This window comes from Pseudomonas phytophila (assembly GCF_025643095.1).
Lineage (GTDB): Bacteria > Pseudomonadota > Gammaproteobacteria > Pseudomonadales > Pseudomonadaceae > Aquipseudomonas > Aquipseudomonas quasicaspiana.
Genome location: NZ_CP081201.1, coordinates 6,457,735 through 6,482,436 on the forward strand (window position 1 = coordinate 6,457,735; position 24,702 = coordinate 6,482,436).

The 24,702-nt window shown below is 57.2% G+C and carries 18 protein-coding genes and 1 pseudogene; 13 read left to right on the forward strand and 6 right to left on the reverse strand.

From position 1 onward, the window contains the following. Positions 1 to 7 precede the first annotated feature (7 nt). The 10 genes from K3169_RS29160 to K3169_RS29205 all read left to right on the forward strand — a co-directional run bounded on the left by K3169_RS29160 (position 8) and on the right by K3169_RS29205 (position 13,610). A complete protein-coding gene (locus tag K3169_RS29160) occupies positions 8 to 628 on the forward strand; it encodes a lysophospholipid acyltransferase family protein (protein ID WP_099270147.1) in 621 nt (206 codons plus the stop codon). After that, positions 628 to 1,557, forward strand: a complete 930-nt coding sequence (locus tag K3169_RS29165; protein ID WP_027902502.1) for a phosphatidate cytidylyltransferase — start codon at positions 628 to 630, stop codon at positions 1,555 to 1,557. The genes K3169_RS29160 and K3169_RS29165 overlap by 1 nt, the downstream gene beginning before the upstream one ends. A gap of 278 nt (positions 1,558 to 1,835) precedes the next feature. Then, a complete protein-coding gene (lpdA, locus tag K3169_RS29170) occupies positions 1,836 to 3,236 on the forward strand; it encodes a dihydrolipoyl dehydrogenase (RefSeq protein WP_263269331.1) in 1,401 nt (466 codons plus the stop codon). A 480-nt stretch (positions 3,237 to 3,716) separates the two neighbouring features. Then, positions 3,717 to 5,339, forward strand: a complete 1,623-nt coding sequence (locus K3169_RS29175; RefSeq protein ID WP_027898349.1) for a glucan biosynthesis protein D — start codon at positions 3,717 to 3,719, stop codon at positions 5,337 to 5,339. Between the two features lie 482 nt (positions 5,340 to 5,821). Beyond that, positions 5,822 to 7,129, forward strand: coding sequence for a hypothetical protein (locus tag K3169_RS29180; protein WP_263269332.1), 1,308 nt, complete (start codon positions 5,822 to 5,824; stop codon positions 7,127 to 7,129). A 2-nt stretch (positions 7,130 to 7,131) separates the two neighbouring features. Beyond that, entirely contained in the window at positions 7,132 to 8,445 is a 1,314-nt protein-coding gene (locus K3169_RS29185) for a hypothetical protein (protein ID WP_263269334.1), read from the forward strand. A gap of 42 nt (positions 8,446 to 8,487) precedes the next feature. Beyond that, positions 8,488 to 10,380: an acyltransferase family protein gene (locus tag K3169_RS29190; RefSeq protein ID WP_263269335.1), complete on the forward strand. Its 1,893-nt coding sequence runs from the start codon at positions 8,488 to 8,490 to the stop codon at positions 10,378 to 10,380. 134 nt (positions 10,381 to 10,514) lie between these two features. Beyond that, complete coding sequence (locus K3169_RS29195) at positions 10,515 to 11,303, forward strand: substrate-binding periplasmic protein (protein WP_263269336.1); 789 nt, start codon at positions 10,515 to 10,517, stop codon at positions 11,301 to 11,303. A 141-nt stretch (positions 11,304 to 11,444) separates the two neighbouring features. Further along, positions 11,445 to 12,971 carry a catalase KatB gene (gene katB, locus K3169_RS29200; protein WP_099270154.1) on the forward strand — a complete coding sequence of 509 codons (1,527 nt, stop codon included), beginning with the start codon at positions 11,445 to 11,447 and terminating at the stop codon, positions 12,969 to 12,971. A gap of 63 nt (positions 12,972 to 13,034) precedes the next feature. Then, on the forward strand, positions 13,035 to 13,610 hold the full coding sequence (locus tag K3169_RS29205) for an ankyrin repeat domain-containing protein (protein ID WP_263269337.1): 576 nt from the start codon (positions 13,035 to 13,037) through the stop codon (positions 13,608 to 13,610). 318 nt (positions 13,611 to 13,928) lie between these two features. On the opposite strand, the gene K3169_RS29210 is transcribed toward K3169_RS29205, so the two are convergent. Genes K3169_RS29210 through K3169_RS29230 form a run of 5 tightly spaced genes read right to left on the reverse strand, consistent with a single transcriptional unit; the run spans position 13,929 to position 20,099 of the window. Continuing rightward, on the reverse strand, positions 13,929 to 15,665 hold the full coding sequence (locus K3169_RS29210) for an acetyl/propionyl/methylcrotonyl-CoA carboxylase subunit alpha (protein WP_263269338.1): 1,737 nt from the start codon (positions 15,663 to 15,665) through the stop codon (positions 13,929 to 13,931). After that, a complete protein-coding gene (locus K3169_RS29215) occupies positions 15,662 to 17,266 on the reverse strand; it encodes a carboxyltransferase domain-containing protein (RefSeq protein WP_263269339.1) in 1,605 nt (534 codons plus the stop codon). Before K3169_RS29215 ends, K3169_RS29210 begins: the two co-directional genes overlap by 4 nt. A gap of 9 nt (positions 17,267 to 17,275) precedes the next feature. Further along, the gene (locus tag K3169_RS29220) at positions 17,276 to 18,070 is read right to left on the reverse strand and encodes a putative hydro-lyase (protein WP_122708577.1); all 795 of its coding nucleotides are present in this window, start codon (positions 18,068 to 18,070) and stop codon (positions 17,276 to 17,278) included. Positions 18,071 to 18,077: 7 nt separating this feature from the next. Continuing rightward, positions 18,078 to 18,836 (reverse strand): LamB/YcsF family protein, encoded by a 759-nt coding sequence (locus K3169_RS29225; protein ID WP_263269340.1) that lies wholly within the window; start codon positions 18,834 to 18,836, stop codon positions 18,078 to 18,080. A 30-nt stretch (positions 18,837 to 18,866) separates the two neighbouring features. Next, positions 18,867 to 20,099 carry an NRAMP family divalent metal transporter gene (locus K3169_RS29230; protein WP_099270161.1) on the reverse strand — a complete coding sequence of 411 codons (1,233 nt, stop codon included), beginning with the start codon at positions 20,097 to 20,099 and terminating at the stop codon, positions 18,867 to 18,869. A gap of 254 nt (positions 20,100 to 20,353) precedes the next feature. On the opposite strand from K3169_RS29230, the gene K3169_RS29235 reads away from it, so the two are divergent. Next, positions 20,354 to 21,019: a GntR family transcriptional regulator gene (locus tag K3169_RS29235; RefSeq protein ID WP_122708575.1), complete on the forward strand. Its 666-nt coding sequence runs from the start codon at positions 20,354 to 20,356 to the stop codon at positions 21,017 to 21,019. A gap of 45 nt (positions 21,020 to 21,064) precedes the next feature. Here K3169_RS29235 and K3169_RS29240 read toward each other — a convergent pair whose 3' ends face one another. Continuing rightward, complete coding sequence (locus tag K3169_RS29240) at positions 21,065 to 22,084, reverse strand: AraC family transcriptional regulator (RefSeq protein WP_263269342.1); 1,020 nt, start codon at positions 22,082 to 22,084, stop codon at positions 21,065 to 21,067. Between the two features lie 971 nt (positions 22,085 to 23,055). Between K3169_RS29240 and K3169_RS29950 the strand changes: the two are divergent. Both K3169_RS29950 and K3169_RS29955 read left to right on the forward strand, forming a co-directional pair. Beyond that, positions 23,056 to 23,826 (forward strand): annotated as a pseudogene (locus K3169_RS29950) (MCP four helix bundle domain-containing protein); the annotation flags it as partial. Next, complete coding sequence (locus K3169_RS29955) at positions 23,821 to 24,684, forward strand: methyl-accepting chemotaxis protein (RefSeq protein ID WP_411567062.1); 864 nt, start codon at positions 23,821 to 23,823, stop codon at positions 24,682 to 24,684. The pseudogene K3169_RS29950 and the gene K3169_RS29955, both read left to right, overlap by 6 nt. Positions 24,685 to 24,702 lie beyond the last annotated feature (18 nt).

A 24,702-nucleotide genomic window follows, 5' to 3' on the forward strand; every position in this document is an offset into this window, starting at 1 on the left:
AAACGCCATGTTTGAACCCTTGGTCGCGACGCTGATTACAGCAGGCGCGCGCAGCATCACCGGTGCCCGCAGCCTGTGGCTCGGCAGCTCTCCAGAGCCGACACAGCGCATCTACTTCGCCAACCACAGCAGCCACGGCGATTTCGTCTTGCTCTGGGCTTCGCTGCCTCCAGCGCTGCGCAAGTTGACTCGCCCCGTTGCGGGCGCGGATTACTGGCAGAGCAGTCCTCTGCGCCGCTACATCATCAACGGTGTGTTCAATGGCGTGCTGGTGGACCGGCAGCGCAAGACGCCGGAAAGCAACCCGTTACAGCCCATGCTGGAAGCGCTGGAAAACGGTGATTCGCTGATCATCTTTCCGGAGGGCACCCGTAACCCTGAAGAGGGTCTGCTGCCGTTCAAAAGTGGGTTGTACCACTTGGCTAAAAGTTATCCACAGGCTGAGCTGGTGCCAGTGTGGATCGCCAACCTCAATCGTGTAATGCCAAAAGGGCGAATACTGCCACTGCCGTTGTTGTGTACCACCAGTTTCGGCGCGCCATTGCAGTTGGGCAGTGAAGAAAGCAAAGAACAGTTTCTGTCGCGCAGCCGTGAAGCGCTGCTGGCCTTGGCTCCGGAGCAGCTTTGATGGATAAGCAGACCCAAATGTTGTTCATGGGGATTGGCGCGATTCTGCTGCTGGCCTCGTTGATCGGCTACATCCTCAAACGCAAGGCTGGCGGCCCTAATTCGGTCATCGACAACCTGAACGCGCGGATCAACGCGTGGTGGGTGATGGTGATCGTCATCGGCATCGCCTTTTCGCTGGGATACACCGCTGTCATCCTGCTGTTCTACGCGGTGTCGTTCTATGCCCTGAGGGAGTTCCTGACCCTGACGCCGACCCGCAAAAGCGACTACCCGGCCTTAGTGGCAGCTTTCTACGTAGCCTTGCCATTGCAATACATCCTGATCTGGATGGATTGGTACGGGCTGTTCTCGATCTTTATTCCGGTTTACGTGTTCTTGCTGTTGCCGATCCTTGCCTCGCTGGGGGGCGACAGCAAACATTTCCTCGAGCGTGCATCGAAGGTCCAGTGGGGGCTGATGATCGCAGTGTTCTGCGTGTCCTACGTTCCTGCCCTGCTAACGCTGGATATCGCCGGGTACGAAGGCCGTAATCTGTTGCTGATCGCCTGGCTGGTGATCGTGGTGCAACTGTCGGATGTGTTGCAGTACGTCTGCGGCAAGCTCTTCGGTAAGCGCAAGATTGCGCCCAATCTGTCGCCCTCCAAGACCGTTGAAGGTTTTGTCGGAGGCATCGCACTTGCCTCGCTGATTGGCGGAGCATTGTTCTGGATTACTCCATTCAACCCGTGGCAGTCGATTCTGATCGCGCTGCTGATCAACTTGTTGGGTTTTGCCGGTGGCATCGTCATGTCCGCGATCAAGCGCGACCGTGGCGTCAAGGACTGGGGGCACATGATCGAAGGTCACGGCGGCATGCTCGATCGCCTCGACTCCGTGTGTTTTGCCGCGCCGATCTTCTTCCACCTCGTGCGGTACTGGTGGACGTGACGTGGCATGTCAGGCAACTAACTGATTTTTAATGCTTTTCTGTAGGAGCTCACGAGCACCGCCAGGCAGCGATGGCGGCCTGTCTGATACACCGCTATCGCGGCCTCGCGGTGCTCGTGCGCTCCTACAGATCCGTTTATTGCTGCGCGACGGCCGGGAGCTGCGCCTACAAAAAAGCTGCCGCTTGACGCTTACCCCCCTAAAAATTACAACCATAATTTAAAAGCCCGCTATCTTCTGGGCTTTACTTCCCGCATCTCGACTCAGGAGCAAAGGCTATGAGCAGTTATGACGTTGTGATTATCGGTGGCGGTCCGGGTGGCTATAACGCAGCCATTCGGGCCGGTCAGTTGGGGCTGAGCGTGGCTTGCGTCGAGGGCCGTGAGACGTTGGGTGGCACATGCCTGAACGTTGGCTGCATTCCTTCCAAGGCACTGCTGCATGCGTCGGAGCTGTACGAGTCGGCCGCGGGCGAGGAGTTCGCCAAGCTCGGTATCGAGGTCACACCTACGCTCAATCTTGCGCAGATGATGAAACAGAAAGGCGACAGCGTGGCGGCCCTGACCAAGGGCATCGAGTTTCTGTTTCGCAAGTACAAGGCAGAATGGATCAGAGGCTGGGGGCGCATTGCAGGTCCGGGCAAAGTGATCGTGACCGATGCACAGGGCGTGGAAACCGAGCTGCAAGCCAGGGACATCATCATCGCCACCGGGTCCGAGCCAACACCGCTGCCCGGTGTAGAGATCGACAACAAGCGCATTCTGGATTCCACCGGCGCGCTGTCTCTGGCTGAAGTGCCCAGGCATCTGGTCGTGATAGGCGCGGGGGTCATCGGCCTGGAGCTGGGATCAGTGTGGCGACGTCTCGGCGCGAAAGTCACGGTGGTGGAATATCTTGATCACGTTGCCCACGGCACGGATCTGGAAGCGGGCAAGACACTGCAACGCTCACTGTCGCGTCAGGGCATCACCTTCAAGCTCAGCTCAAAGGTCACGACCGCAACCACGACGGATCATGGCGTGAATCTCAGCGTTGAGCCCGCTGCCGGTGGCGAAGCCGAGTTGATCGAGGCCGATTACGTGTTGGTCTCCATTGGTCGGCGGCCTTTCACCAAAGGCCTGGGGCTGGAGACGGTCGGCCTTGAGGTCGACAAGCGCGGCATGCTTGAAAACAAAGGCCATCGAACCGCTGCCGAGCATGTCTGGGTGATCGGCGACGTCACCTCAGGTCCGATGCTTGCGCACAAGGCCGAAGACGAAGCAACGGTGTGTCTGGAGCGCATCGTCGGCAAGGCCGGTGAAGTGAATTACAACCTGATCCCCAACGTGATCTATACCCGCCCGGAGCTGGCCAGCGTCGGCAAGACCGAAGAACAGCTCAAGGCGGATGGCCGCGCTTACAAGATCGGCAAGTTCCCGTTCAGCGCCAACAGCCGCTCCAAGGTCAACCACGAAACGGATGGCTTCGCGAAAGTCCTGGCCGATGAACGCACCGACGAAATTCTCGGCGTGCATCTTGTGGGGCCAAGCGTCAGCGAGATGATCGCCGAGTTCTGTGTTGCCATGGAGTTCGCTGCATCGTCCGAAGACATCGGGCTGATCAGCCACGCCCACCCCACCCGCTCAGAAGCCCTGCGCCAGGCGGCGATGAGCGTGATCGGTTTGCCGACACAGTCGTAGTCTGGTGATACGCATGCCCCTGTGGGAGCTGGGCTTGCCCGCGATGGGTCAGATATCCGCGGTGTTCTTATCGCGGGCAAGCCCGGCTCCCACAGGAGGAATTGATGACGTCGGACCGGCTTCAACCGGGGAAGCGGGATTTCTGGCAAAGGACGTTTAGCGAATGTTTCGACGCTTTCCCGGCTGAAGCCGGTCCGACGGATTTACGCAGAACCTGTGGGAGCTGGGCTTGCCCGCGATGGGCTTGATGCGATGGGTCAGATATCTGCGGTGTCTTTATCGCGGGCAAGCCCGGCTCCCACAGGAGGAATGCGCCATCCAGAAACAATTCCGGCACATCTAAATCGTAATTATTTATGTTTTTTTCGAACCAGATGCTGTGTTTGTTATCTGTTGTCGGTACTTTGGCGTTCAGCAAGGAGTCGTAGCGCGCAAATTTTCTTGTGCAGGATGCACAGTACTCGTTAGGGGCTTCACCTTATGAATCGCAGGACTCTCCTGAAAGCATCCATGGCGCTGGCGGCCTATAGCAGCGTTCCGGCCTCAGGGCTTTTTGCTGCACGCGCGATGGCCGCCACGGCCGACGGCGAAATCGAACACTTCGACTTCGATGCACTGAAAGCCCATGCCAAGCAATTGGCTGGTCGGGGTTACGTCAGCAACAAGCAAGTACTGCCTCCTGTATTGGCAAACATGACACCGCAACAGTTCAACGCGATCAAATACGACGCTGGCCACTCCTTGTGGAACGAGCTTCATGGCCAACTGGACGTGCATTTCTTCCACGTCGGCATGGGCTTCAAAACGCCGGTGCGCATGTACAGCGTCAACCCGAAGACCAAAGAGTCCCGGGAAGTGCACTTCCGTCACGAACTGTTCAACTACGAGTCCAGCGGCATCGACAAATCGCTGGTCAAAGGTGACCTGGGCTTTGCCGGCTTCAAGCTGTTCAAGGCACCCGAAATCGCCATCAACGATGTGGTCTCGTTCCTCGGTGCCAGCTATTTCCGCGCAGTGGACAGCAACAGGCAATACGGCCTGTCAGCACGCGGCCTGGCCATTGATACCTACGCCAAGCGCCAGGAAGAATTCCCCGACTTCACCAAGTTCTGGTTCGAAACTCCGGACAAGAACGCCACGCGTTTTGTGGTCTACGCACTGCTGGATTCGCCAAGCTGCACCGGCGCATACAAGTTCGATATCGATTGCCAGTCCGGCCAGGTGGTCATGGAGATCGATGCGAACATCAACGCGCGCACTGACATCGATCAGATGGGCATCTCGCCGATGACCAGCATGTTCAGTTGCGGTACTCACGAGCGCCGGATGTGCGACACGATTCACCCGCAAATCCATGACTCGGATCGCCTGGCCATGTGGCGTGGTAATGGTGAGTGGATCTGCCGCCCCCTGAACAACCCGCCCAGCCTGCAATTCAATGCCTTTGCTGACAAAGACCCGAAAGGTTTCGGCCTGGTGCAGACCGACCACGAATTTGCCAGCTATCAGGACACCGTTGACTGGTATCACCGCCGTCCAAGCCTCTGGGTAGAACCCACGACCCAGTGGGGCGAAGGCGCGGTCAATCTGGTGGAAATCGTCACCACCGGCGAGACCATGGACAACATCGTTGTGTTCTGGACGCCGAAGGACAAAATCAAAGCCGGGCAATCGGTCAATTACGGCTACAAGCTGTATTGGGCACCGCTGCCACCAGTGCGCACGCCATTGGCGCAAGTGCATGCCACTCGTTCCGGCATGGGCGGTTTCACCGAAGGCTGGGCACCGGGCGAGCATTACCCGAAGTTCTGGGCCCGACGTTTCGCTGTGGACTTCAACGGCGGCGGCCTGGAAAACCTGCCGGAAGGCACCGCTATCGAGCCTATCGTGACCGTCTCGCACGGCAAGCTGCAGGAATTCAACATCCTCGTGCTGCCGGACATCAAAGGCTATCGGATCATTTTCGACTGGCTGCCAGACAGCGACTCGGTCGAACCTGTGCAGATGCGTATGTACATCAAGACTCAGGACCGAACGCTCAGCGAAACCTGGCTGTACCAGTATTTCCCGCCCGCGCCTGACAAGCGTAAGTACCCGGCGTAGCCTGAACTGATGAAGAGGTGCATTGCAGCAATGCTGCATGCACCTCCGCATCACGATCGGCGAATACGCCAATATTTAATGTCCATTAAATTCATTACGTTACCGATGGTTAAAATACCTGCCTGTCGGATCGCGCTCAAATATTGACGAATTGATTGACAGTTCTGCGAACTCAGGCTGATATAGCCCCTGTCCTTTCTGATTTCCCCCTCCCTGTTTTCCTGTCGCGTTGACCATTCCCCATGGTTGATAAGCGGTAGCGTGGATGATGCTTTTCCCCAAGTGCTCTCCCTTTAACTACTGCATCCCCACTGAATTGAAATGCGATTTCCCGTGGGAGCGAATTCATTCGCGAAGGGGCCCGACCTGAAAAGCAGCTGTGCCTGGCACTCCCCTTTCGCGAATGAATTCGCACGGGCCGGTGTTCGCAAGCTTCTTAAGTGGCAACCCAATTCTCAATCAGCATTCCCGAGGCAGAAAACATGATGTTGAACTCTGCGAAAGGCCGCGACGCTCGCTCGTCGATTCTGGCCTTCAACAAATCGACGGCAGTGGTATGGATTGCCATCAGCCTGATTCTGATCGAGACCTTTTCCGGTGCGCTGCGCTTTTACTTCGACAAGGCAGGCATCGGGCCTCTGTTGTATGTGCCGAAAATTGCCTGCCTGGTGATGTTTGCCCTGGAGCTGCGTGATTACAAAGCCGGTCGGGTGGTCTGGCTGAGCTTGCTGCTGTTGGTGGTTTCCAGCGTACTGGCAATGCTGCACGGGGCCAGCTTGAACAATGTGGCTTTCGCTTTGTTTGGCATCAGCCCGCTGCTGTTCGGGATGGTCTGCAGCGAACATCTGGTCCATCGACGCAGGTTGTTTTTATGGGTGATTGGCCTGTGCCTCGCGGCATCGATCGTGGGTATCGCGCTGGACAAATTCACCTCGGTGCCGTGGAAGGGCTACAGCTACAGCATCGGCGACGCCGAGCTGAGCGCTAACACCTCATGGACTACGGATACCGAAGACCGCATCGCCGGGTTCGCACGGGTATCCAACATCCTGTCGATCCTGATCGCCATCTACACGCTATACCTGCTCATGCTGCTGCGCTCACGGCTTCTGTGGCTGCTGTTGAGCCCGGTGGCGCTGTACGCCATCGTCTTGACCACCAGCAAAGCGCCCGCCGCAGCCTTCGCGTTGACCCTGGTGTTATTGCTGATCAGCCGCATGCGCTGGACGACGCGAATTGCCTGCGTCATGACGGTATTTGCGGGGATGCTGCTGCCGGTGCTGGGCATGCTCTATGACTTTGATCTGCACACCATCAGCAGTAGCAACTCGGCACTGGGCACCTTGTATGACCGCTTGATCAACACTTGGCCCAATGTCGCTTACGCCGTCAGCAAAGAAGGCTGGAGCCTCACCGGTGCAGGCTTCGGCATGTTCGGTGGCGCCGCTTCAATGTTCCCGGTTCCCGGTGGCGAGATGCTGGCCGGTTCGGACAGCAGCGCCATGTACCTGTGGGCGATGCTCGGGCTGGGCGGCGTGCTGCTGTACCTGATGCAGATTCCATTGTTTTTCAAGCTGACCGATGACGACAGCCATGTCGGTAGAGCATTGCTGGCGATCACCTTCTGCTGCTGCATGATCGGCTGGACCACCGACATGTTTGAAGTGACCGTTGCCAATCTGTTCCTGGGCCTGGCGATAGGTCATGCACTGTCTGACAAACTTCTCGATAGTCGACGAACCCCGAGACTGCAGGAGTTTTACCTGTCGCCCTCACCGACGGTGTACTGACCATGGCGGGCAAAGGATTTGCCGCCGCACTGGCCTGTATGACCTGGCTGACCTGCACTGCGCTGCAGGCCCAAGAGGCTTTTATTCTGGGCATCAGCACGCACCTGATGAACTTCGACGCCTCGTCGAAGCCCGCATTGGAACTGGCTGCCAAGGCTGGATTCAGCGCCGTCAAAGACGACGTTTTCTGGTCGACCGCAGAGCCTAAGCCCGATCAGTGGCGCATCATAACGCCGTGGCGGGACTACCTGAGCACCGCCACCCGCTTGAATCTGAACAGGCTGACGATTCTGGACTACAGCGCGGCCTTTCATGACAACGCCAAACCGCGCACGCCGACGGTCAAGGCGGGTTACCTGGACTACGTGAATTACGTCACCGGCCAATTGGGCAACAAAGTCGATTTCTACGAGATCTGGAACGAGTGGGACCTTGAAGCCCCCAAAGACCCGCAACTCAGTGCGGATTACGCCACGCTGGTCCGTGAAGCCGTACCGGTGATCCGCAAGAACACCACTCAGGTAAACGGCACTCCGGCCAAAATCCTCGCGGGCTCGGTGACACCTGAAGGCATGGACGGTGGCTTCGCTGATCGGCTGATCGACGCAGGCATGCTAGACCTCGTTGACGGGTTATCGATTCATCCTTACGCCCACTGCGCCGCCGACGGGCGCAACAACCCGGAAAGCTGGGTGCAATGGCTGCGCGATTATGAACAACACGTTCGCACCAGGGCCGGGCGCATCGTGCCGATCTACATCACGGAAATGGCGTGGCCCAGCCATAAGGGTCCATGCGGGAATACCCAACAAACCCAGGCGGCGTACCTGGCGCAGATTCTGTTTTTCACCCGCACCGTCCCGAACATCAAAGGCCTTTGGTGGTATGACCTGATCAATGACGGGCCAGACAGAACCGACCAAGAGCATAACTTTGGCCTGCTCAATCAGGACCTGTCACCCAAGCCAGCTTATGGGATGGTCAAAGCCATCGCCGACGTGATCAGGCATTTCACCTGGGACGCGCAGGCCAGCACTCAATCTGCCGACGCCTACCAACTGCACTTCGACAGGGGTGATGAACATGTCATTGCCGCCTGGAATGTCGGCGGGCCACGCCTGGAGCAGATCACCACTCAGCGCCCGCTGAGAGGCCCGGTCATGTTCGTCGACACGGCTGACCCGGCCAAAGGGCAAATATCCGGCGAGGCCTTCTGGCACTGTCAGGACGGCAGTTGCGCTGTTCCCGTCACCCTCACCCGCTTTCCGAAAATCATCAGCCTGAACTCCGAGACAGTGGCGCCACAGCGCCGCTGATCTCGTGCCCTGCTCCGCCTCCAGACCGGATGACGTAACGCAATGGACTTCAGAAAAGACATCAATGGACTGCGCGCCATCGCGGTGATCGCCGTGCTGCTTTACCACTTCAATCCCGACTGGTTACCCGGCGGGTTTGCGGGCGTGGATATCTTCTTCGTAATCTCCGGCTACCTGATCACGGGCATCATCCTGCGCAGCCTGCATGCGGGAAACTTCAGCCTGCTGACGTTCTATGCATCCCGAGCGCGACGGATAGTCCCGGCGCTTGCGGCGCTGTGCTTCGTGCTCCTGTTGGCGGGCTGGTTCTACTTGCTGCCGCAGGACTACAGCGAACTGGGCAAACACATCGCTGCCAGCCTGGGTTTCGTATCGAACTTCATTTACTGGTTCGAAGCCGGATACTTCACTCCGGGCGCCCACGAGAAATGGTTACTGCACACATGGTCGCTGTCGGTGGAGTGGCAGTTCTACATGATCTATCCGCTGGTATTGCTGGCGCTGAGCCGAGTCATTGCATTGCACCGACTGCGCTGGCTGATCCTGATCGCCTGTCTGGGCGGGTTTGGCTTTTGTGTATTCGCGTCGTTCAAATGGCCGGAGCCATCGTTCTATCTGCTGCCGACACGCGCCTGGGAGCTGCTGGTCGGCGCGGCCGCGTGTGCGTTCCCCATCAAGCTCCAGACGTCGCATCAACGCGCTCTGGAGCGCGTAGGGCTGGGGCTGATGCTGGCGAGTTTCCTTGCCCTCTCCGAGAAGGACGTATGGCCAGGTTATCTGGCGTTGCTACCGGTGCTGGGTACCCTGGCCGTGATCATTGCAGCGCGACAAGACTCGTTCCTGACCGCCAACCGATTCTCACAATGGACCGGCAAACTATCTTATTCGCTGTACCTCTGGCACTGGCCGGTGGTGGTGTTCATGAGTTACTCGGGTTATCTGGGCGAAACGTCCAGCCTGGTGTTGGGCATACTCTGCGCCTTTGGCCTGGGCATGGCGTCTTATCATCTGATTGAAAAATCCCCCTCAGCAGTTTTCGGAAGACGACGCTGGAGGTACGCCACTGTCAGCGCGTTGATCGGCTCGGTATTTGTCGCCGCAGGGGCGGTAAATGCTACGGAAGGTGCGGTTTCGGCGCTGCGCTCGGTGAGCATTTCCGACAAGGCGCGCTTTGTTCAGGATTACGCCAATCGGCAGAAGAATCTGTATGAAACCTACTGGCTCAAATGCGACGCCTTTTCAGCATTCACCGAGCGCGGCCTGTCCGCCATTGATCCGTCCTGCACAGAGAAACGCGGGCACGGTGGCGTCTTTCTGTGGGGCGACTCTCATGCCCAGGCGTTGTCCCTGGGTTTACGAACCTTACTGGCACACGACACACCGTTCTATCAGGTCGCTTCGGCCGGCTGCAAACCCAGCCTGACTCAGGACAATGGACGCGCCACCGCGCCACGCCTGACCTGCAACTATTCCAACCGGACCGCGCTGCAAAGTATTCGCGAGCTGCGCCCGGATGTCGTGGTGATCGCCCAGAAGGATCAGCACGACAAAACCCGCTGGAATGACATCGCCACTCGCCTCAAGCGTTACGGGGTCAAAAACATCGTCCTGCTGGGCCCGTTACCGCAATGGAGCCCTTCCCTGCCAAGTGTCATCGCCAACCGGCACTGGAAGCAGAACGAATCGCACATAAGCGACCCGGCGCTGGATCAGAGCGTCATGGCCGCTGACCGGGCAACCCACAGCCAGATTGATCCTGAGGCGATCGACTTTGTATCGCTGATCGACAAACTCTGTATCGCCAACGCCTGTCTGGCGCGGCTGCAGGATGACTCGCTGCTGCAAATCGACTCCGGGCACCTCAGTGAAGAAGGCTCGCTATACATCGTGAAAAACTTTGTTCTGCCGGAGCTGAACAAGCAGATTTCTCAATAGCCGCCTGTGCAAAACCAGCCCGCCTGCCCCTTATCAGCGCGGGCTTTTTTGCGTGTTGCGAAAATCTTCACGTGACCGCCACGTTTGGCTGCTAACTTGGGCTCAGGCCATTTTGCACGGAGGCAGAGTCGAGCATGTTTTTACGCAACCTGTGTCATGGAATATTACTGACGGCGTTAGTCCTGACCAATGCAGCGCACGCAGAGGTTTACCAGGCTGGAGGCACCCAATGGCGGCCATTCAGCTATGAAGACAAGCAAGGCAATCTGCGCGGCATATCCACCGACATCGTCCGCCGCGTTCTGCAGCAAGCCAATATCGAGGCGCAGTTCGTTTCTTACCCGGTCAATCGGCTGCAAGCCATGCTCGGCAGGAACGAGCTCGATATGAACTACGCCGACTCGGTGCAGTGGAACAGCCCCGAAGAACTTCAACATTTTGTGTTTTCCGAACCCTACCTGCGCGTCAAGGAACACCTCTACGTGCTCAAAGGGAGCCCAGCCGCCAAAGTCCCTGTGGATAAGTTACGTGGCCTGACTATCGGCACCGTCCGGGGCTATACCTACCTGACCATGGACCCGTCCTTTGCGGACAAGCACCTGGTCGAACTGGAAACCTCGGAAGACCCTGCTCTGCTTAAACTGCTACTGGCAAGACGCGTTGACGCCATCGCAATGGTCGATGATCTGTTCGATTACCTCGTCGCAGAACAAGGCATGGACCCGAATCTGTTCGAGCGTGGCGCGAGCCTCAGCGATTCTGCGATCAGCATCAAGCTACAGCCGGAACTTGTGACCCTGCTTCCGGGTATAAATAAAGCAATTCAAGCAATGATCAAGAGCGGCGAAGTGGCTCGGATTCGCACGTCATACCTCTCCTCTCATGCAACAGACGGCTGCCATTCCGAAGCCGTAACCTGTTGAAATTCCGAAACGATCACCAAATCCGAATTAAGTTCAAATGTCCAAATTTATCAAGGACATAGCTTTAAACAATTCATGAACGGCAAGACTCGTCTTTACGCTAAGGCTCTCAGAACAACCAAAAACAGAGAGAGACCTGTGATGCCCATACCTCGCTTCCACGTCGCAGTGAGTCTGATCGGAGCAAGCCTGATGGCAAGCTCCGCAGCCTACGCTGACAACCTGACCCGTGATAATGGCGCCCCTGTTGGCGACAATCAGAATTCCCAAACCGCGGGTGCGACCGGCCCGGTCCTGTTGCAGGACGTACAACTGCTGCAAAAACTCCAGCGCTTTGATCGCGAACGCATCCCTGAGCGCGTCGTGCACGCGCGCGGCACTGGTGTCCACGGGGAGTTCGTTGCGTCAGAAGGTGCATCTGACCTGAGCAAAGCCAAAGTCTTCAGCAAAGGTGAACACACACCGGTATTCGTGCGGTTCTCCTCAGTGGTACACGGCAATCACTCGCCGGAAACCCTGCGTGACCCGCGCGGCTTTGCAACCAAGTTCTACACCGCAGACGGCAACTGGGACCTGGTCGGCAACAACTTCCCGACGTTCTTCATCCGTGATGCCATCAAGTTCCCGGACATGGTGCATGCGTTCAAACCTGACCCGCGCACCAACCTGGATGACGACTCGCGCCGTTTCGATTTCTTCTCCCACGTGCCGGAAGCTACTCGCACTCTGACCTTGCTGTACTCCAACGAAGGCACTCCCGCCAGCTATCGCACCATGGATGGCAACGGCGTTCACGCTTACAAACTGGTGAATGCCAAAGGCGAAGTGAACTACGTGAAGTTCCACTGGAAAAGCCTGCAAGGCCTGAAAAACCTTGATCCAAAACAGGTTGCCGAAGTCCAGTCCAAAGATTACAGCCACCTCACCAATGATCTGGTGGATGCGATCAAGAAAGGGGATTTCCCGAAATGGGACCTCTACGTTCAGGTGATCAAACCTGAAGACCTGGCCAAGTTTGATTTTGACCCACTGGATGCCACCAAAATCTGGCCGGACGTTCCAGAACGCAAAATTGGCCAGATGGTTCTGAACAAGAATGTGGATAACTTCTTCCAGGAAACCGAACAGGTCGCGATGGCTCCAGCCAACGTCGTGCCAGGCATTGAGCCTTCGGAAGACCGCCTGCTGCAGGGCCGCGTGTTCTCCTATGCAGATACTCAGCTCTACCGCGTCGGCACCAACGTCTTCAGCCTGCCGATCAACGCGCCAAAGGTTAAGGTCAACAACGGCAATCAGGACGGTTCGCTGAACAGCGGCAACACCACAACCGGCGTCAACTATGAGCCAAGCCGCCTCAACCCGCGCCCTGCTGTTGAGGCCGCTCGCTACAGCCAGCTACCGCTGTCAGGCACCACGCAACAAGCGAAGATTCAGCGCGAGCAGAACTTCAAGCAAGCGGGCGACCTGTATCGTTCGTACAGCAAAAAAGACCAGCAGGACTTGATCCAAAGCTTTGGTGAGTCGCTGGCCACCACCGATACCGAAAGCAAAAACATCATGCTTTCGTTCCTCTACAAGGCTGATCCGGAATACGGCACTGGCGTGACCAAAGTTGCCAAGGGCGACCTGGACAAGGTCAAACAACTCGCTGCCGCACTGAAGGACTGATCAACACCTCGCTCGCTTCAGCTGTCTGGCTGGAGCGAGCCGGGCCTTCCAGAGGATTCCACCATGCGCAGAACCCTGTTCGCGTTGCTGCTGTGCCTCGCCGCCGGCACCGCCAGTGCCGCCACGACCGAAACAACAAACGAAACAACAAACGAAGCAACTACCACCGACACTCAGGCGCAATTGCGTGCGCTGTTTTTCCAGGCCGCGCGTGACGGCCGACAGGACATGCTCAACGAATTCATCAACGCTAAATTTGATCTGAACGTTCAGGACGAAAAGGGTTACACCGCACTGATCCTCGCGGCCTATCACGGCCACCAGGAAACGGTGACGCAACTTCTGAATGCAGGTGCTGACCCTTGCGCCAAGGACCTCAGAGGCAATACCGCGCTGATGGGTGCCATCTTCAAGGGTGAACTGAGTATCGCCCACCAACTGGTTGCCGCCAATTGCGCGCCAGACCAACGCAACAACGCTGGCCAGACCGCAGCGATGTACGCCGCCCTGTTCCACCGCAAAGACATCCTCGACTCCCTCGCCGCCAAAGGCGCAGACCTTAACGCCACAGACTCCATGGGGAATCAGGTGCAGAACCTTGAACGAGGCGAGTTTCAGCCGTTGCAGCCGTCGCGGTGATACCCGCGCTGGAGCGGATGACATGCGCAGCAAACACAGACCCGTAGGAGTCGCCCCTGTGTCCCTGACACCACGCTGTCGCGCAGCAAACAGAGGGCTGGTGGGACTGGATTTATCCGGGAAGACGGCATTCTTGGCGATAAAAATGCTGCGGATATAATGGCCTCTTCCCGAATAAATTCGGTCCCACCGCTTCTTTGTGAATTCAGATAGTTACGTGTTGTTTGATGAGACCGGCTTCAGCCGCGAGGACTTTGGAGCCTCCGACGAATCTTCTTCACCGAAAACACCGTCCTCCCGGCTAAAGCCCGCCCCACGTCAAACCGCCGTATTGATACGTCCGATCTTGAACTTCGCCTCAAAATAACCACCCGGCTGCTCACCGATCTGCAACCGACCGGCGCATGGCGCGAGAATCGACGTTTCCATTTTCATCGCTTCTATCACCGCAACGACCTGCCCCGCCTCCACCGACTCGCCATCTTCGACGACCCAGCTGTGCAGGTTGCCCGCAACCGGCGTCATGACTGCCTCCGGGTCGGCTTTTTCCTCAGCCACCGCTTCAGGAGCAGGCTCTGCGGAGTTCATGCTGACCCCACGCAAAAGCGCAGCGGGCAGGCCCAGTTCGTGGCGCTTGCCGTCGATTTCGACAAACGTGCGCAGCACCCCTGGATCGGCCGACGCAGCACTGCGCGGCGCAATCGTGACGTGTTCAGCAAAGTCAGTCTCGATCCAGCGGGTGTGAACGGCGAACGTATCGGGCGCCGTAAAATCGTCGTGCGCCATCACGGCTTGATGGAAAGGCAACACGGTGGCTACGCCTTCCACACGAAACTCGGCAAGGGCACGGCGCGCACGGCGGATAGCCTGTTCGCGGGTCGCGCCGGTGACGATCAGCTTGGCAATCATTGAGTCGAAGTTAGGCGACACCCGCGAGCCTTGCTCGACACCGGTCTCCAGGCGAACACCCGGACCCGACGGCGGCTGGAACAGCTCGATGGTGCCCGGTGTCGGCAGGAAACCATTACCGGCATCTTCAGCGTTGATACGAAATTCGAAACTGTGACCGCGAGGTGTTGGCGTGCCTTCAAAGGACAGAGGCAAGCCATCAGCCACCCGCAGTTGCTCGATCACCAGGTCGATACCGCTGGTTTCTTCGGTGACCGGATGCTCGACCTGCAGACGGGTATTCACCTCAAGGAACGACAAGGTGCCATCTGCGCTGAGCAGGAACTCCACAGTACCGGCGCCGACATAACCGGCCTCAGCGCAGATGTTGCGCGCCGAGTCATGGATACGCTGGCGAAGGGCGTCATCGAGATAAGGTGCTGGCGCCTCTTCGATGAGCTTCTGATTGCGCCGTTGCAGCGAGCAATCACGCGTGCCGACTACGACGACTCGACCGTGGCGATCGGCGATGATCTGCGCCTCGATGTGCCGAGGTCGGTCCAGAAAGCGCTCCAGGAAGCATTCACCACGCCCGAATGCAGTAACCGCCTCACGCACCGCCGACTCATACAGCTCGCTGACTTCTTCCAGCTTCCACGCCACTTTCAGACCGCGCCCGCCGCCGCCGAACGCCGCTTTGATCGCAATCGGCAGTCCGTACTGCTCGGCAAACGCGACCACTTCGCTGGCATCCTTCACCGGACCTTCAGTCCCCGCCACCAAAGGCGCACCGACTTTCAGGGCAATACGCCGCGCTTGCACCTTGTCACCCAATGCGTCGATGGTGCTCGGATCAGGACCGATCCAGGTCAGACCGGCATCAATCACGGCGCGGGCGAAATCCGCCCGCTCCGAAAGAAAGCCATACCCCGGGTGCACCGCATCAGCACCGGCCCGTGCAGCGACGGCCAGCAGCTTCTCGATGTTCAGGTAGGTATCGGCACCTCGCTCACCGTGCAAACCATAGGCCTCATCGGCCTGGCGCACGTGCAACGCGTCTATATCGGCATCGGCATACACCGCTACTGAGGCGACCCCGTAGTCGCGGCAGGCGCGTACGATGCGGACAGCAATTTCGCCACGGTTGGCAATCAGAACCTTTTTCATGAGTTATCAGTCTCGTCTGAAAGAGCCGGGCACACGGGCTCGAAAGCACCCAGCGGGTTGAAGCGAATGCGGGAGTTGACCGGAATCTGACCAGCAAGGTCCAGGTGATAAGGCGCGACAACGGCGATGACCGGGTAGCCGCCCGTCAGCGGGTGGTCCGCCAGAAACAGCACCGGCTGACCACTTGGCGGGACCTGAATCGCACCGACGGTGGTGCCCTCGCTGGGCAGCTCGCCAGTGATGGTCCGTTCCAGTGCGGTATCGCCCGCCAATCGAATACCAATTCGGTTCGATTGCGGCGTCACGCGCCAGGTCTGTTGGCCAAGCAAGGCTTGAGCGTCGGCAGTGAACCAGTCACTGCGCGGGCCCATGACCACATCCAGGGTAATGATCTGATCAGCGCTCGGCATATCGAATGCCTGTTGCTCGCTCACCGACACAGCCTCTCCACCTGATCGTTGCTGAATTGCCAGGCACTCACCCGAGACCAACGGAGCGGGCCCCACATGAGCAAGGGTGTCGGTGGACAGACTGCCCAACACGGGCTCACGGGCAAAGCCACCGCGAACCGCCACGTAGTTGCGCAGCCCGGCAGTTAGCGAACCGATGCTGACCTGATCACCGTCCTGCAACATAAACGGCGCGTAGAGCGCCGGGCGCAGCAGATGACCTTCGGCAGTACGCACTTCCAGCGCTGCCGTTGCACCCGTAACCGCCGCCACGGCCTGGCCATGGCAGGTAAACGTCAGGCCGGCCATCAGCACTTCAAGACAAGCATTGGCAGGATCGTTACCCACTGCCCGGTTGGCCGCACGCAACGCGCCGCGGTCCATCGCCCCGGAGGCCGATACGCCCTGCCCCGCACGCCCGGGACGTCCTAGATCCTGAAGCAAGGTCTGCAGCCCCGGCGAAACCACTTCAAGATAATCCCCGGTCAACGGCGACGGCTGCACACGGTTCGGTGCCGCCACAGAAACCGTCTTGTTCACCAACGGACCGGCGTCGTGAAAGCGAACGCGATAGCCCGGCTGAAGCAGCGCCGGTTCATCGCGCTCCAGGTCCCACATTTTGGCTTCGGTAACACCAATGATCTGCCAGCCACCAGGGCTGGCCTGTGGATAAATACCGCTGAAGCCACCTGCAAGCGCAACCGCACCAGCCGGAATACGGGTTCGCGGCGTGCTGCGGCGCGGCACCACGAACTCGGCGCCGCCGCTCAGGTAAGCAAAACCTGGGGCGAAACCACAGAAGGCCACTTTGTAATCGCTGCCGGTATGTCGCTGAATCACTTCTTCGGTACTGATACCGAGCTCGCGGGCGACATCATCCAGATCCTCGCCGTTGTAATGCACTGCGATGTCGATCAGCTTGCCAGCCTCGCGAACTTTGCCGTGGACGTCGCGCACAGCAATTTGCGCCGCCAACGCCTGACTGCTGATCGCGCTCGGACGAAAATGCACAAGCACTGTCCGGGCTGCCGGAACGAGCTCCTGTACACCAAAAATGGGCTCCTGCTGCAAGGAGTCGAACAGGGCGAGGGTCTCGTCCAGATTCTCCAATTCAACCAGAAGCGCGTCTAGGCTGGCCGGGTAGAAACGCATGATCAACTCCTATACGTGGTAATGGCCGTCAGGGACATCAGTGATGAACATATGGCCCGGCGCATGGGATACGGCAAAAGGCACCCGAGAGGCCATGACCACGGCCTGAGGCGTCACACCGCAGGCCCAGAACACCGGAATCTCGCCGGGCTTGATGGTCACTGCGTCTCCGAAATCCGGACGGGAAATGTCCTTGATACCCAGCAACGCAGGCTCGCCGACATGCACGGGCGCACCGTGCACGCCGGGATAGCGCGCAGTGATTTTCACGGCATCGGCAACGCGGTCGGCGGCGATAGGCCGCATCGAAACCACCATCTCGCCTTGCAGACGGCCAGCGGGTCGGCAGATACGATTGGTGCGATACATCGGCACGTTGCAGTTCTCGCTGATGTGCCTGATGTCGATGCCCGCATTCAACAGATCGGTTTCGAACGTGAAGCTGCAGCCGATGAGGAAGGTCACCAGATCGGTGTGTTGCGCCCAGATATCACGGACATCAGTCACCTCTTCAGCCAGTTGCCCGTCGCGCCAGACCCGGTACAACGGCAGGTCGGTGCGCAAGTCGGCCTGATCGGCCAGAAAGGTGCTGTGGCTACCCGGTTCGGTCACGTCGAGGATCGGGCAGGCCTGCGGGTTGCGCTGGGCGAACAGCAGGAAGTCATACGCCCATTCCCGGGGTAACGAAATCATGTTGGCTTGCGTCATCCCCGGCGCGTGCCCGGCAGTGGGTGAAACCGTCCCTTCGCGGTAAAGGGCGCGGGCGGCAACGGCAGCTTCACGGGCTTCTTTTATCGAGTTCATGTCAGCCTCAGGTGAATGCACGAATGGTGATATCTGCCTCAAGCAGATGCTTTCTCAGGGCGCGCGCGATGCCTACAGCGTCAGGACTGTCGCCATGCACACAGATCGAATCAGCCTCAAGGTGAATCAGCTCGCCGTTCTCGGTTTCGATGACGCCTTCATGCACCAGGCGCAGCATACGCTTGGCGATTAGCTCGGGATCATGCAACACCGCACCGGCTTTCGAGCGGGATACCAGCGTACCTGCGCTGGTGTATGCACGATCCGCGAACGCCTCAGACACGCAGGAAAGACCGGCATCACGGGCCCAGCCCAGCAGGCTGGAATTGGCCAGACAGACCAGTTTCAGCGTCGGATCAATGCGCAGAATCGCCTGAATGACTGCCGCCGCCTGCTTCGCATCACCTGCAATGGTGTTGTAGAGCGCGCCGTGGGGTTTCACATAGCTCACTTGAGTACCGGCGCTTCGGGCCAGGCCTTGAAGCGCGCCGATCTGATAAATCACATCGGCAGTCAGTTGCTCGGCAGGTACGTCCATGTTGCGCCGCCCGAACCCGACAAGGTCCGGGTAGGCCACATGAGCCCCGACCGCAACCCCACGAGCGGCAGCCGCCTCTAGGGTGCGCAGTATTCCAGCCGGATCACCCGCGTGAAATCCACACGCCACGTTGGCGCTGCTGACCACTTCAAGAATCGCCGCATCGTCGCCCATGCTCCAGGCACCGAAGCTCTCTCCAAGGTCGCTGTTAATATCTATGTTTGGCATTTCTTGACTCCTTGGCCTCTGATATCGGAATCAGACCACATTGAGGAAGGCGAAGACCGGCCCGATGGACTTGATCGCCATATACCAGGTCAGCAGGCAGGTCAGGGCACCGAGTAGCAGCAGCCAGCGCGGGTAATGGTAGCCGCCCATCATGTCCGACCGGCGCCAGCCCACGTAGATAAAGAGGCTCAATCCAATTGGCAGAATCAGGCCGTTGAAACCGCCCGCGAATAGCAGAAGTGCGGCTGGTGCAGTACCCATCAGCACGTAGACCAGCAGCGATACGGCAATGAATACCGTCGTGGCGCGGTTACGACCCTGTTCAGTGATGTCCGGCTTGAATACCGAGATAAAGGAGATGGAAGTGTAAGCGGCACCGATTACGCTGGTGATTGCTGCGGCCCAGAGTATCAATCCAAATGCACGCAGGCCGAACTGGCCAGCCGCAGCCTGAAAGGCTTGGGCTGCCGGGTTGGCACCTTGACCCGAAGTGTCGATGACCACACCACTGGCAACCACACCGAGGATGGCCAGAAACAGCACGTAACGCATGAGACCTGTGACCAGGATGCCACTCAAGGCTGCTCTCGTAACCGCCTCAAGGTTTTCTTCGCCGGTTGTGCCCCGGTCCAGCAGGCGGTGTGCCCCAGCATAGGTGATGTAACCACCGACAGTGCCGCCGACAATGGTTGTGATCGTGGCGAAATTGATCTGATCAGGGAGTACGGTCTGGTATAGCGCTTCACCCAGCGGAGGGTTAGAGGCGAACGCAACGAACACCGTCAGACCAATCATTATCACGCCTAGCCAGACAATCATGCGATCAACAGCAAGGCCGGCGCGATGGGAGGAAAATATTCCGATGGCCAGCAGTGCGCTCAAGCCACCGCCCCACTTGGCATCAAGGCCGAGCAGCGCATTCAGACCCAGCCCGGCACCCGCGATATTACCGACGTTGAACACCAGGCCACCGAAGATCACCAGTACCGCCAGCAGATAACCACTGCCAGGAATCGCCTTATTGGCCAGCTCAGCGGCGCGCATGCGAGTCAGGGTGACTATTCGCCAGATATTAAGCTGTACGACGAAGTCGATCAGGATCGACGCGAGGATACCGAACGCAAATGCGGCACCCATTTTTGCCGTGAAGGTAGCGGTCTGGGTGATGAACCCGGGCCCGATAGCGGAGGTTGCCATCATGAAGATCGCGGCGACTAACGACGCCCGCCGCGTCTTTGTGAACTCTAGCGTGGTCTGTGTCACGGCATCATTCCTACAGTGAGAGATGTTGCCAACAGAGCAATGTGTGTGCCAACACTCAACAAATGCCGCTTAAGTGTAGGTTTAACAACGAAACATTGTTGAACAATCCATCATTAATGAGTGGACGATATGCACCACTTCGTTACGCGATCACTCATGAATGCTACTTAATGAAGCGCGTAACGAGCTTCTTCCTTGCCACACCGTCAGGTCTCATGGAATATCGGCGCGGCTTTTATCATCATGGAACCCTTATGAAAGATGCGCCTGCTCTTCCCAACCGCACCCTGGGAGAGTCCATTACCCAGGAAGTCCGAAGAATGCTGGTCGAGGGTGAGTTAATCCCCGGTCAACGTCTCTCCGAGGCTGCGCTGGCAGAAAGCCTGAACATCTCTCGCAATACCCTGAGAGAAGCCTTCAGGGTGCTGACCCGTGAAGGGCTGCTCAAGCACGAACCCAACCGTGGAGTAACGGTTGCGGAACCCGACATGGCATCCATCATCGACATCTACCGTGTGCGGCGCTTCATCGAGTGCAAAGCCATCGCGCAAGGTTATCCACTGCATCCCGGAACGCTGCACATGCGCGAAGCAGTTGAGGCCGGCATACAGGCCCGGGAAGCCAAAGACTGGAAAGCAGTCGGCACCGCCAACATGATGTTCCACCGGGCCATCATCGAACTGGCAGACAGCCCTCGTCTGGTGGTGTTCTACGGACAGATCTCGGCTGAATTGAGACTGGCTTTCGGGCTGCTCAATAACCCGCAGCTGTTGCACCTGCCGTTTCTCGACATGAACGCCTCGATTCTGCGATGCCTTGAAGAAGGCCGTGCAGACGAGGCGTCTACCATGCTCGGGGCATATCTGGATCAGTCGGAACGAGTGGTGCTGGCGGCTTATGAACGGACGATGAGCCGGTAGGTAGATAGACTTACAGCTTTAAATCAAAGGCTGAGTAAACCAGGGTCACTCCTCGTCCTGACTCTTGCTGGCCCGATACCGGCCAGGAGACATTCCGAACCATCGCTCACAGGCTTTATTAAACGCACTCTGATTTTTAAACGCGACCCGGTAGCTAATTTGTTTAAGCGACAAAATACTGGTAGTCAGCAGTTGATGGCTCTGCTGCATCTTGACCTGATCTATCAGCTTCTTGACATTCTGCCCTTCCGGTTCCAGCGCCTTAGTGAGTTGATAAGGCGTCAATTGCATGGTGTGCGCAATATCTTCGATGGTCACGGGGCGATTCTGGCTCAAGTGTTGAAGCACTGTGCTCTTGGTGCGCGCGCTCACATTGTCGATGTTGATCGTGTTCTGCTGCATCGCCAGATAATCATTATGGATAGCCTGAAGCAGCACATTGCCGGTAGCTATCGGCAAGTCGCCATCTTCACGTTTGAAGGTGAGCGCGTTCACCTCGGACCTGAATTTCAAATTCGGCCCGAACAGCTTTTTGAGTTGCGTAGTATCGCTGGGCTCGTCGTAAGTAAACTCGGCACATAAAGGCGTGATTTTTTTACGGGGTGCCAACCAGTGGAGCAGTCCAAGGGTAATGGACGCCGCCGCATCAATGAAAGGTCTCGGCAACTCCGGCTCTTTGGAGTTTTCCGCAAAGCCTATGAGCTTGAGGGTACTGCCCTGCCTGTCCAGGTACATGCAAAAACCCGAACTCACGACAGAGTGGAAATCCACGATATATTTCAAGGCATCGCTTATTGTCGAACTCGACATAATCGCGTATCCCAGAAAATCCAGATTGCCCGGATGAGCGTTGTCGTAAGCGAGAAGGCCGATGTCATCACTGGCACCCATCTTTTGCGCCAGCATAAATAACTTGCTTAACTCTTTTACTGGAACCTGTCGTCCTTCGAGATCAATACCTGACAGTTGAAGATCTGGACGCTCCCGTGCACTTTCACTGTCGTTGATTGAGGCAAAGACGGCTTCAGCAAATGCTTGAGCCAAAGAAGAGGAAATAAACTGCATAACTGCTCATCGTCGAATGGGTTTTTCCTGCGTATTTTCCATAATCCATTATTACCTGTGGCTGGCCAGTAACGCCTTTATCGCCGCGCGGGTGGCGACCTCTGCATCGCATGCCCGGCCACCGGCGATTCTAGAGCCTTTCATACTGAGAATGCCAGACCATGAGATTCTCCCGAATAAAACTCCGTCACGACATTGGCAATATCATTTCATGACGATATCAATATGATACTCCTCCACCGTTTCGACCTTGCGCACACCGACGGTACTATTAAGGATCGCATGACATCAGGCACCTGATCTTATAAAGCATCACGCCTTTGTTTTCTTATCCTCAGAGGGGAAATTCTTATCCTCACCGTTCAAGCGCTGTAAGTTTACCTTTTAAAAAGGTAAACATCTCAGTGCTTCTCAAAAAACCTGACGCGATATTTTTTAACTGTCCTGGCGCATTTTTTGAGCGGCGGAACTGTATAAAACATTACGAATAGCTCGGCAGGGCAGGCATTTCTTGAGAAACGGGGGCGGGCTTATGTTGGGTGAGGATCTGACGAGCAACATTCTATATCTGCTGGACGAGATCAGTGAGCGAGCTGAAGGTTTGGATATCGTGCAACAGCTTGACGTACTGGATGCTCTCACAGCACTTCTGTCCGCCACAGAAGGATTAAATGTCCAGCTACGTGCCTTAAATGCTCACACCGTAACGAACGCCAAACCGCGTCGACATCTACACTTGGTAAAATGAAGGCACCTGCTCAAGCCTTTCGTTTGAGAAGCCTATTCATCTTGTAATGCGGCACTGATCCAGCGATCAAGGCTGGCACCATATTAGGGCACTTATTCACCGCAACCGAATATAGGCCCGTTTCTGCACTTCCATTGGGCAACGCATAAGTTTTCTCGACACTCATTGTTTTTTAACCTAGACAACACGCTGGCGTACCGGCCTCCCCTCTTATAGGACATTTATGAATTTTTTAAAACACGCCAACTTTTCCGGAAAATTGGCGATTGCCTTTGGTGCATGTGCTGTTATCACCCTGGCGGTGGGAGGGCTGGGCATGAGTGCGGTCAACAAGTTGTCCGACGCGCTGGAATCTACATTTTCAAATAACTTGCTCTCCGTCGCCAATACTAACGAAACGATGTCCGCGCTGACCACTCACAATCGTGGCCTCTATCGACTGCTGGATGCCAAAGACAGCACGACAGCAGAGAAAATGCGTTCCAGTATTTCGGCGGAACTGGAACGAGCGCAAAAGGTTTATGCGCTGTATCGCAATACACCGTTGGAAGATGATGAAAAGGCTGCTGGGGATCAGTACGACAAGGTGATGCCGTCCTATACTTCCGAAACTCAGAAGATATTTGATCTGCAGCAACAAGGTAAGTCGGTAGAAGCACGCGCTCAGCTCAACCAGTTATCTGAAGGCGACTTTAACAGTGCCCGAAAACTCCTTCAGATCATGATTGACTCGAATAAACGACAAGTCAAAGAAGGCTCTGAGGCAGCGAAGGAACTCAAATCCACTTCCACGCTGTTGCTGTCCAGCGGAATTATCATTGCATTCCTGGTGGCAATTATCCTGGGCGTCATGATTATCCGCATGATCACTCGCCCACTGGCGCAAGCGGTAAACAGTGCACAGCGTATCGCCAAGGGGGATTTGACTGAGACGATTTCCACGGGCCGTACCGATGAAGCCGGGCAACTCCTCAAGGCAATCAGCCTGATGCAGGGCAGCTTGAGAACCACTATTCGTGAGATCGCCAGCGCTTCCGATCAACTCGCGTCAGCCGCCGAAGAGTTGAGTGCGGTAACAGAAGAAAGCACCCGCAGCCTGATACGCCAGGACAGTGAAATTCAGCAAGCAGCGACCGCCGTGAATCAGATGACCGCAGCGGTGGAAGAAGTTGCACGCAACGCAGTGTCCACCTCAGAGGTCTCAAAAACCGCAGCACAAGACGCGGTTGATGGTCGCGAGCAAGTAAACGATACCGTCAAGGGTATTGGCACGATGGTCAGGGAAATCACCAAATCCACTGACTCTGTATCCGAGCTGGCGACCAACGTCAGGGATATCAGCAAGGTACTTGAGGTCATCCGAAGCATTGCCGACCAGACCAATCTGCTGGCCCTCAACGCTGCAATCGAAGCTGCACGAGCGGGTGAACAAGGCCGCGGATTTGCCGTGGTGGCGGACGAGGTGCGTGCATTGGCCCATCGAACCCAGGCGTCGACCGTTGAGATTGAAGGCATGATTGGAACCGTTCAATCAGGGGCCGATGGCGCGGTAGAAGCCATGAGTAAAAGTCTGGCCATGGCGAATGGAACCCAGAAGCTGGCTGAGAGCGCCGGTACGGCCCTTGAGAAAATCACCAACGGCGTCGCGCAGATCAACGAGCGGAATATGGTCATTGCTTCTGCTTCAGAAGAGCAGGCCCAAGTGGCGCGTGAGGTCGATCGCAACCTGCTTAATATCCAGGATCTTTCAACCCAGTCTTCGGCCGGCGCCAACCAGACCAGCGCTTCCAGTCAGGAGCTGTCGCGCCTCGCCACCTCTTTCAATACGCTGGTGGCGCAATTCAGGTTCTGATGGCTCAAGCGGCTCAGA

Excerpts from the sequence above, each read along its gene's own strand:
- K3169_RS29160 (WP_099270147.1), top strand. The coding sequence starts at position 8 with ATGTTTGAACCCTTGGTCGCGACGCTGATTACAGCAGGCGCGCGCAGC.
- K3169_RS29165 (WP_027902502.1), top strand. The coding sequence starts at position 628 with ATGGATAAGCAGACCCAAATGTTGTTCATGGGGATTGGCGCGATTCTG.
- lpdA (WP_263269331.1), top strand. The coding sequence starts at position 1,836 with ATGAGCAGTTATGACGTTGTGATTATCGGTGGCGGTCCGGGTGGCTAT.
- K3169_RS29175 (WP_027898349.1), top strand. The coding sequence starts at position 3,717 with ATGAATCGCAGGACTCTCCTGAAAGCATCCATGGCGCTGGCGGCCTAT.
- K3169_RS29180 (WP_263269332.1), top strand. The coding sequence starts at position 5,822 with ATGATGTTGAACTCTGCGAAAGGCCGCGACGCTCGCTCGTCGATTCTG.
- K3169_RS29185 (WP_263269334.1), top strand. The coding sequence starts at position 7,132 with ATGGCGGGCAAAGGATTTGCCGCCGCACTGGCCTGTATGACCTGGCTG.
- K3169_RS29190 (WP_263269335.1), top strand. The coding sequence starts at position 8,488 with ATGGACTTCAGAAAAGACATCAATGGACTGCGCGCCATCGCGGTGATC.
- K3169_RS29195 (WP_263269336.1), top strand. The coding sequence starts at position 10,515 with ATGTTTTTACGCAACCTGTGTCATGGAATATTACTGACGGCGTTAGTC.
- katB (WP_099270154.1), top strand. The coding sequence starts at position 11,445 with ATGCCCATACCTCGCTTCCACGTCGCAGTGAGTCTGATCGGAGCAAGC.
- K3169_RS29205 (WP_263269337.1), top strand. The coding sequence starts at position 13,035 with ATGCGCAGAACCCTGTTCGCGTTGCTGCTGTGCCTCGCCGCCGGCACC.
- K3169_RS29210 (WP_263269338.1), bottom strand. The coding sequence starts at position 15,665 with ATGAAAAAGGTTCTGATTGCCAACCGTGGCGAAATTGCTGTCCGCATC.
- K3169_RS29215 (WP_263269339.1), bottom strand. The coding sequence starts at position 17,266 with ATGCGTTTCTACCCGGCCAGCCTAGACGCGCTTCTGGTTGAATTGGAG.
- K3169_RS29220 (WP_122708577.1), bottom strand. The coding sequence starts at position 18,070 with ATGAACTCGATAAAAGAAGCCCGTGAAGCTGCCGTTGCCGCCCGCGCC.
- K3169_RS29225 (WP_263269340.1), bottom strand. The coding sequence starts at position 18,836 with ATGCCAAACATAGATATTAACAGCGACCTTGGAGAGAGCTTCGGTGCC.
- K3169_RS29235 (WP_122708575.1), top strand. The coding sequence starts at position 20,354 with ATGAAAGATGCGCCTGCTCTTCCCAACCGCACCCTGGGAGAGTCCATT.
- K3169_RS29240 (WP_263269342.1), bottom strand. The coding sequence starts at position 22,084 with ATGCAGTTTATTTCCTCTTCTTTGGCTCAAGCATTTGCTGAAGCCGTC.
- K3169_RS29955 (WP_411567062.1), top strand. The coding sequence starts at position 23,821 with ATGCAGGGCAGCTTGAGAACCACTATTCGTGAGATCGCCAGCGCTTCC.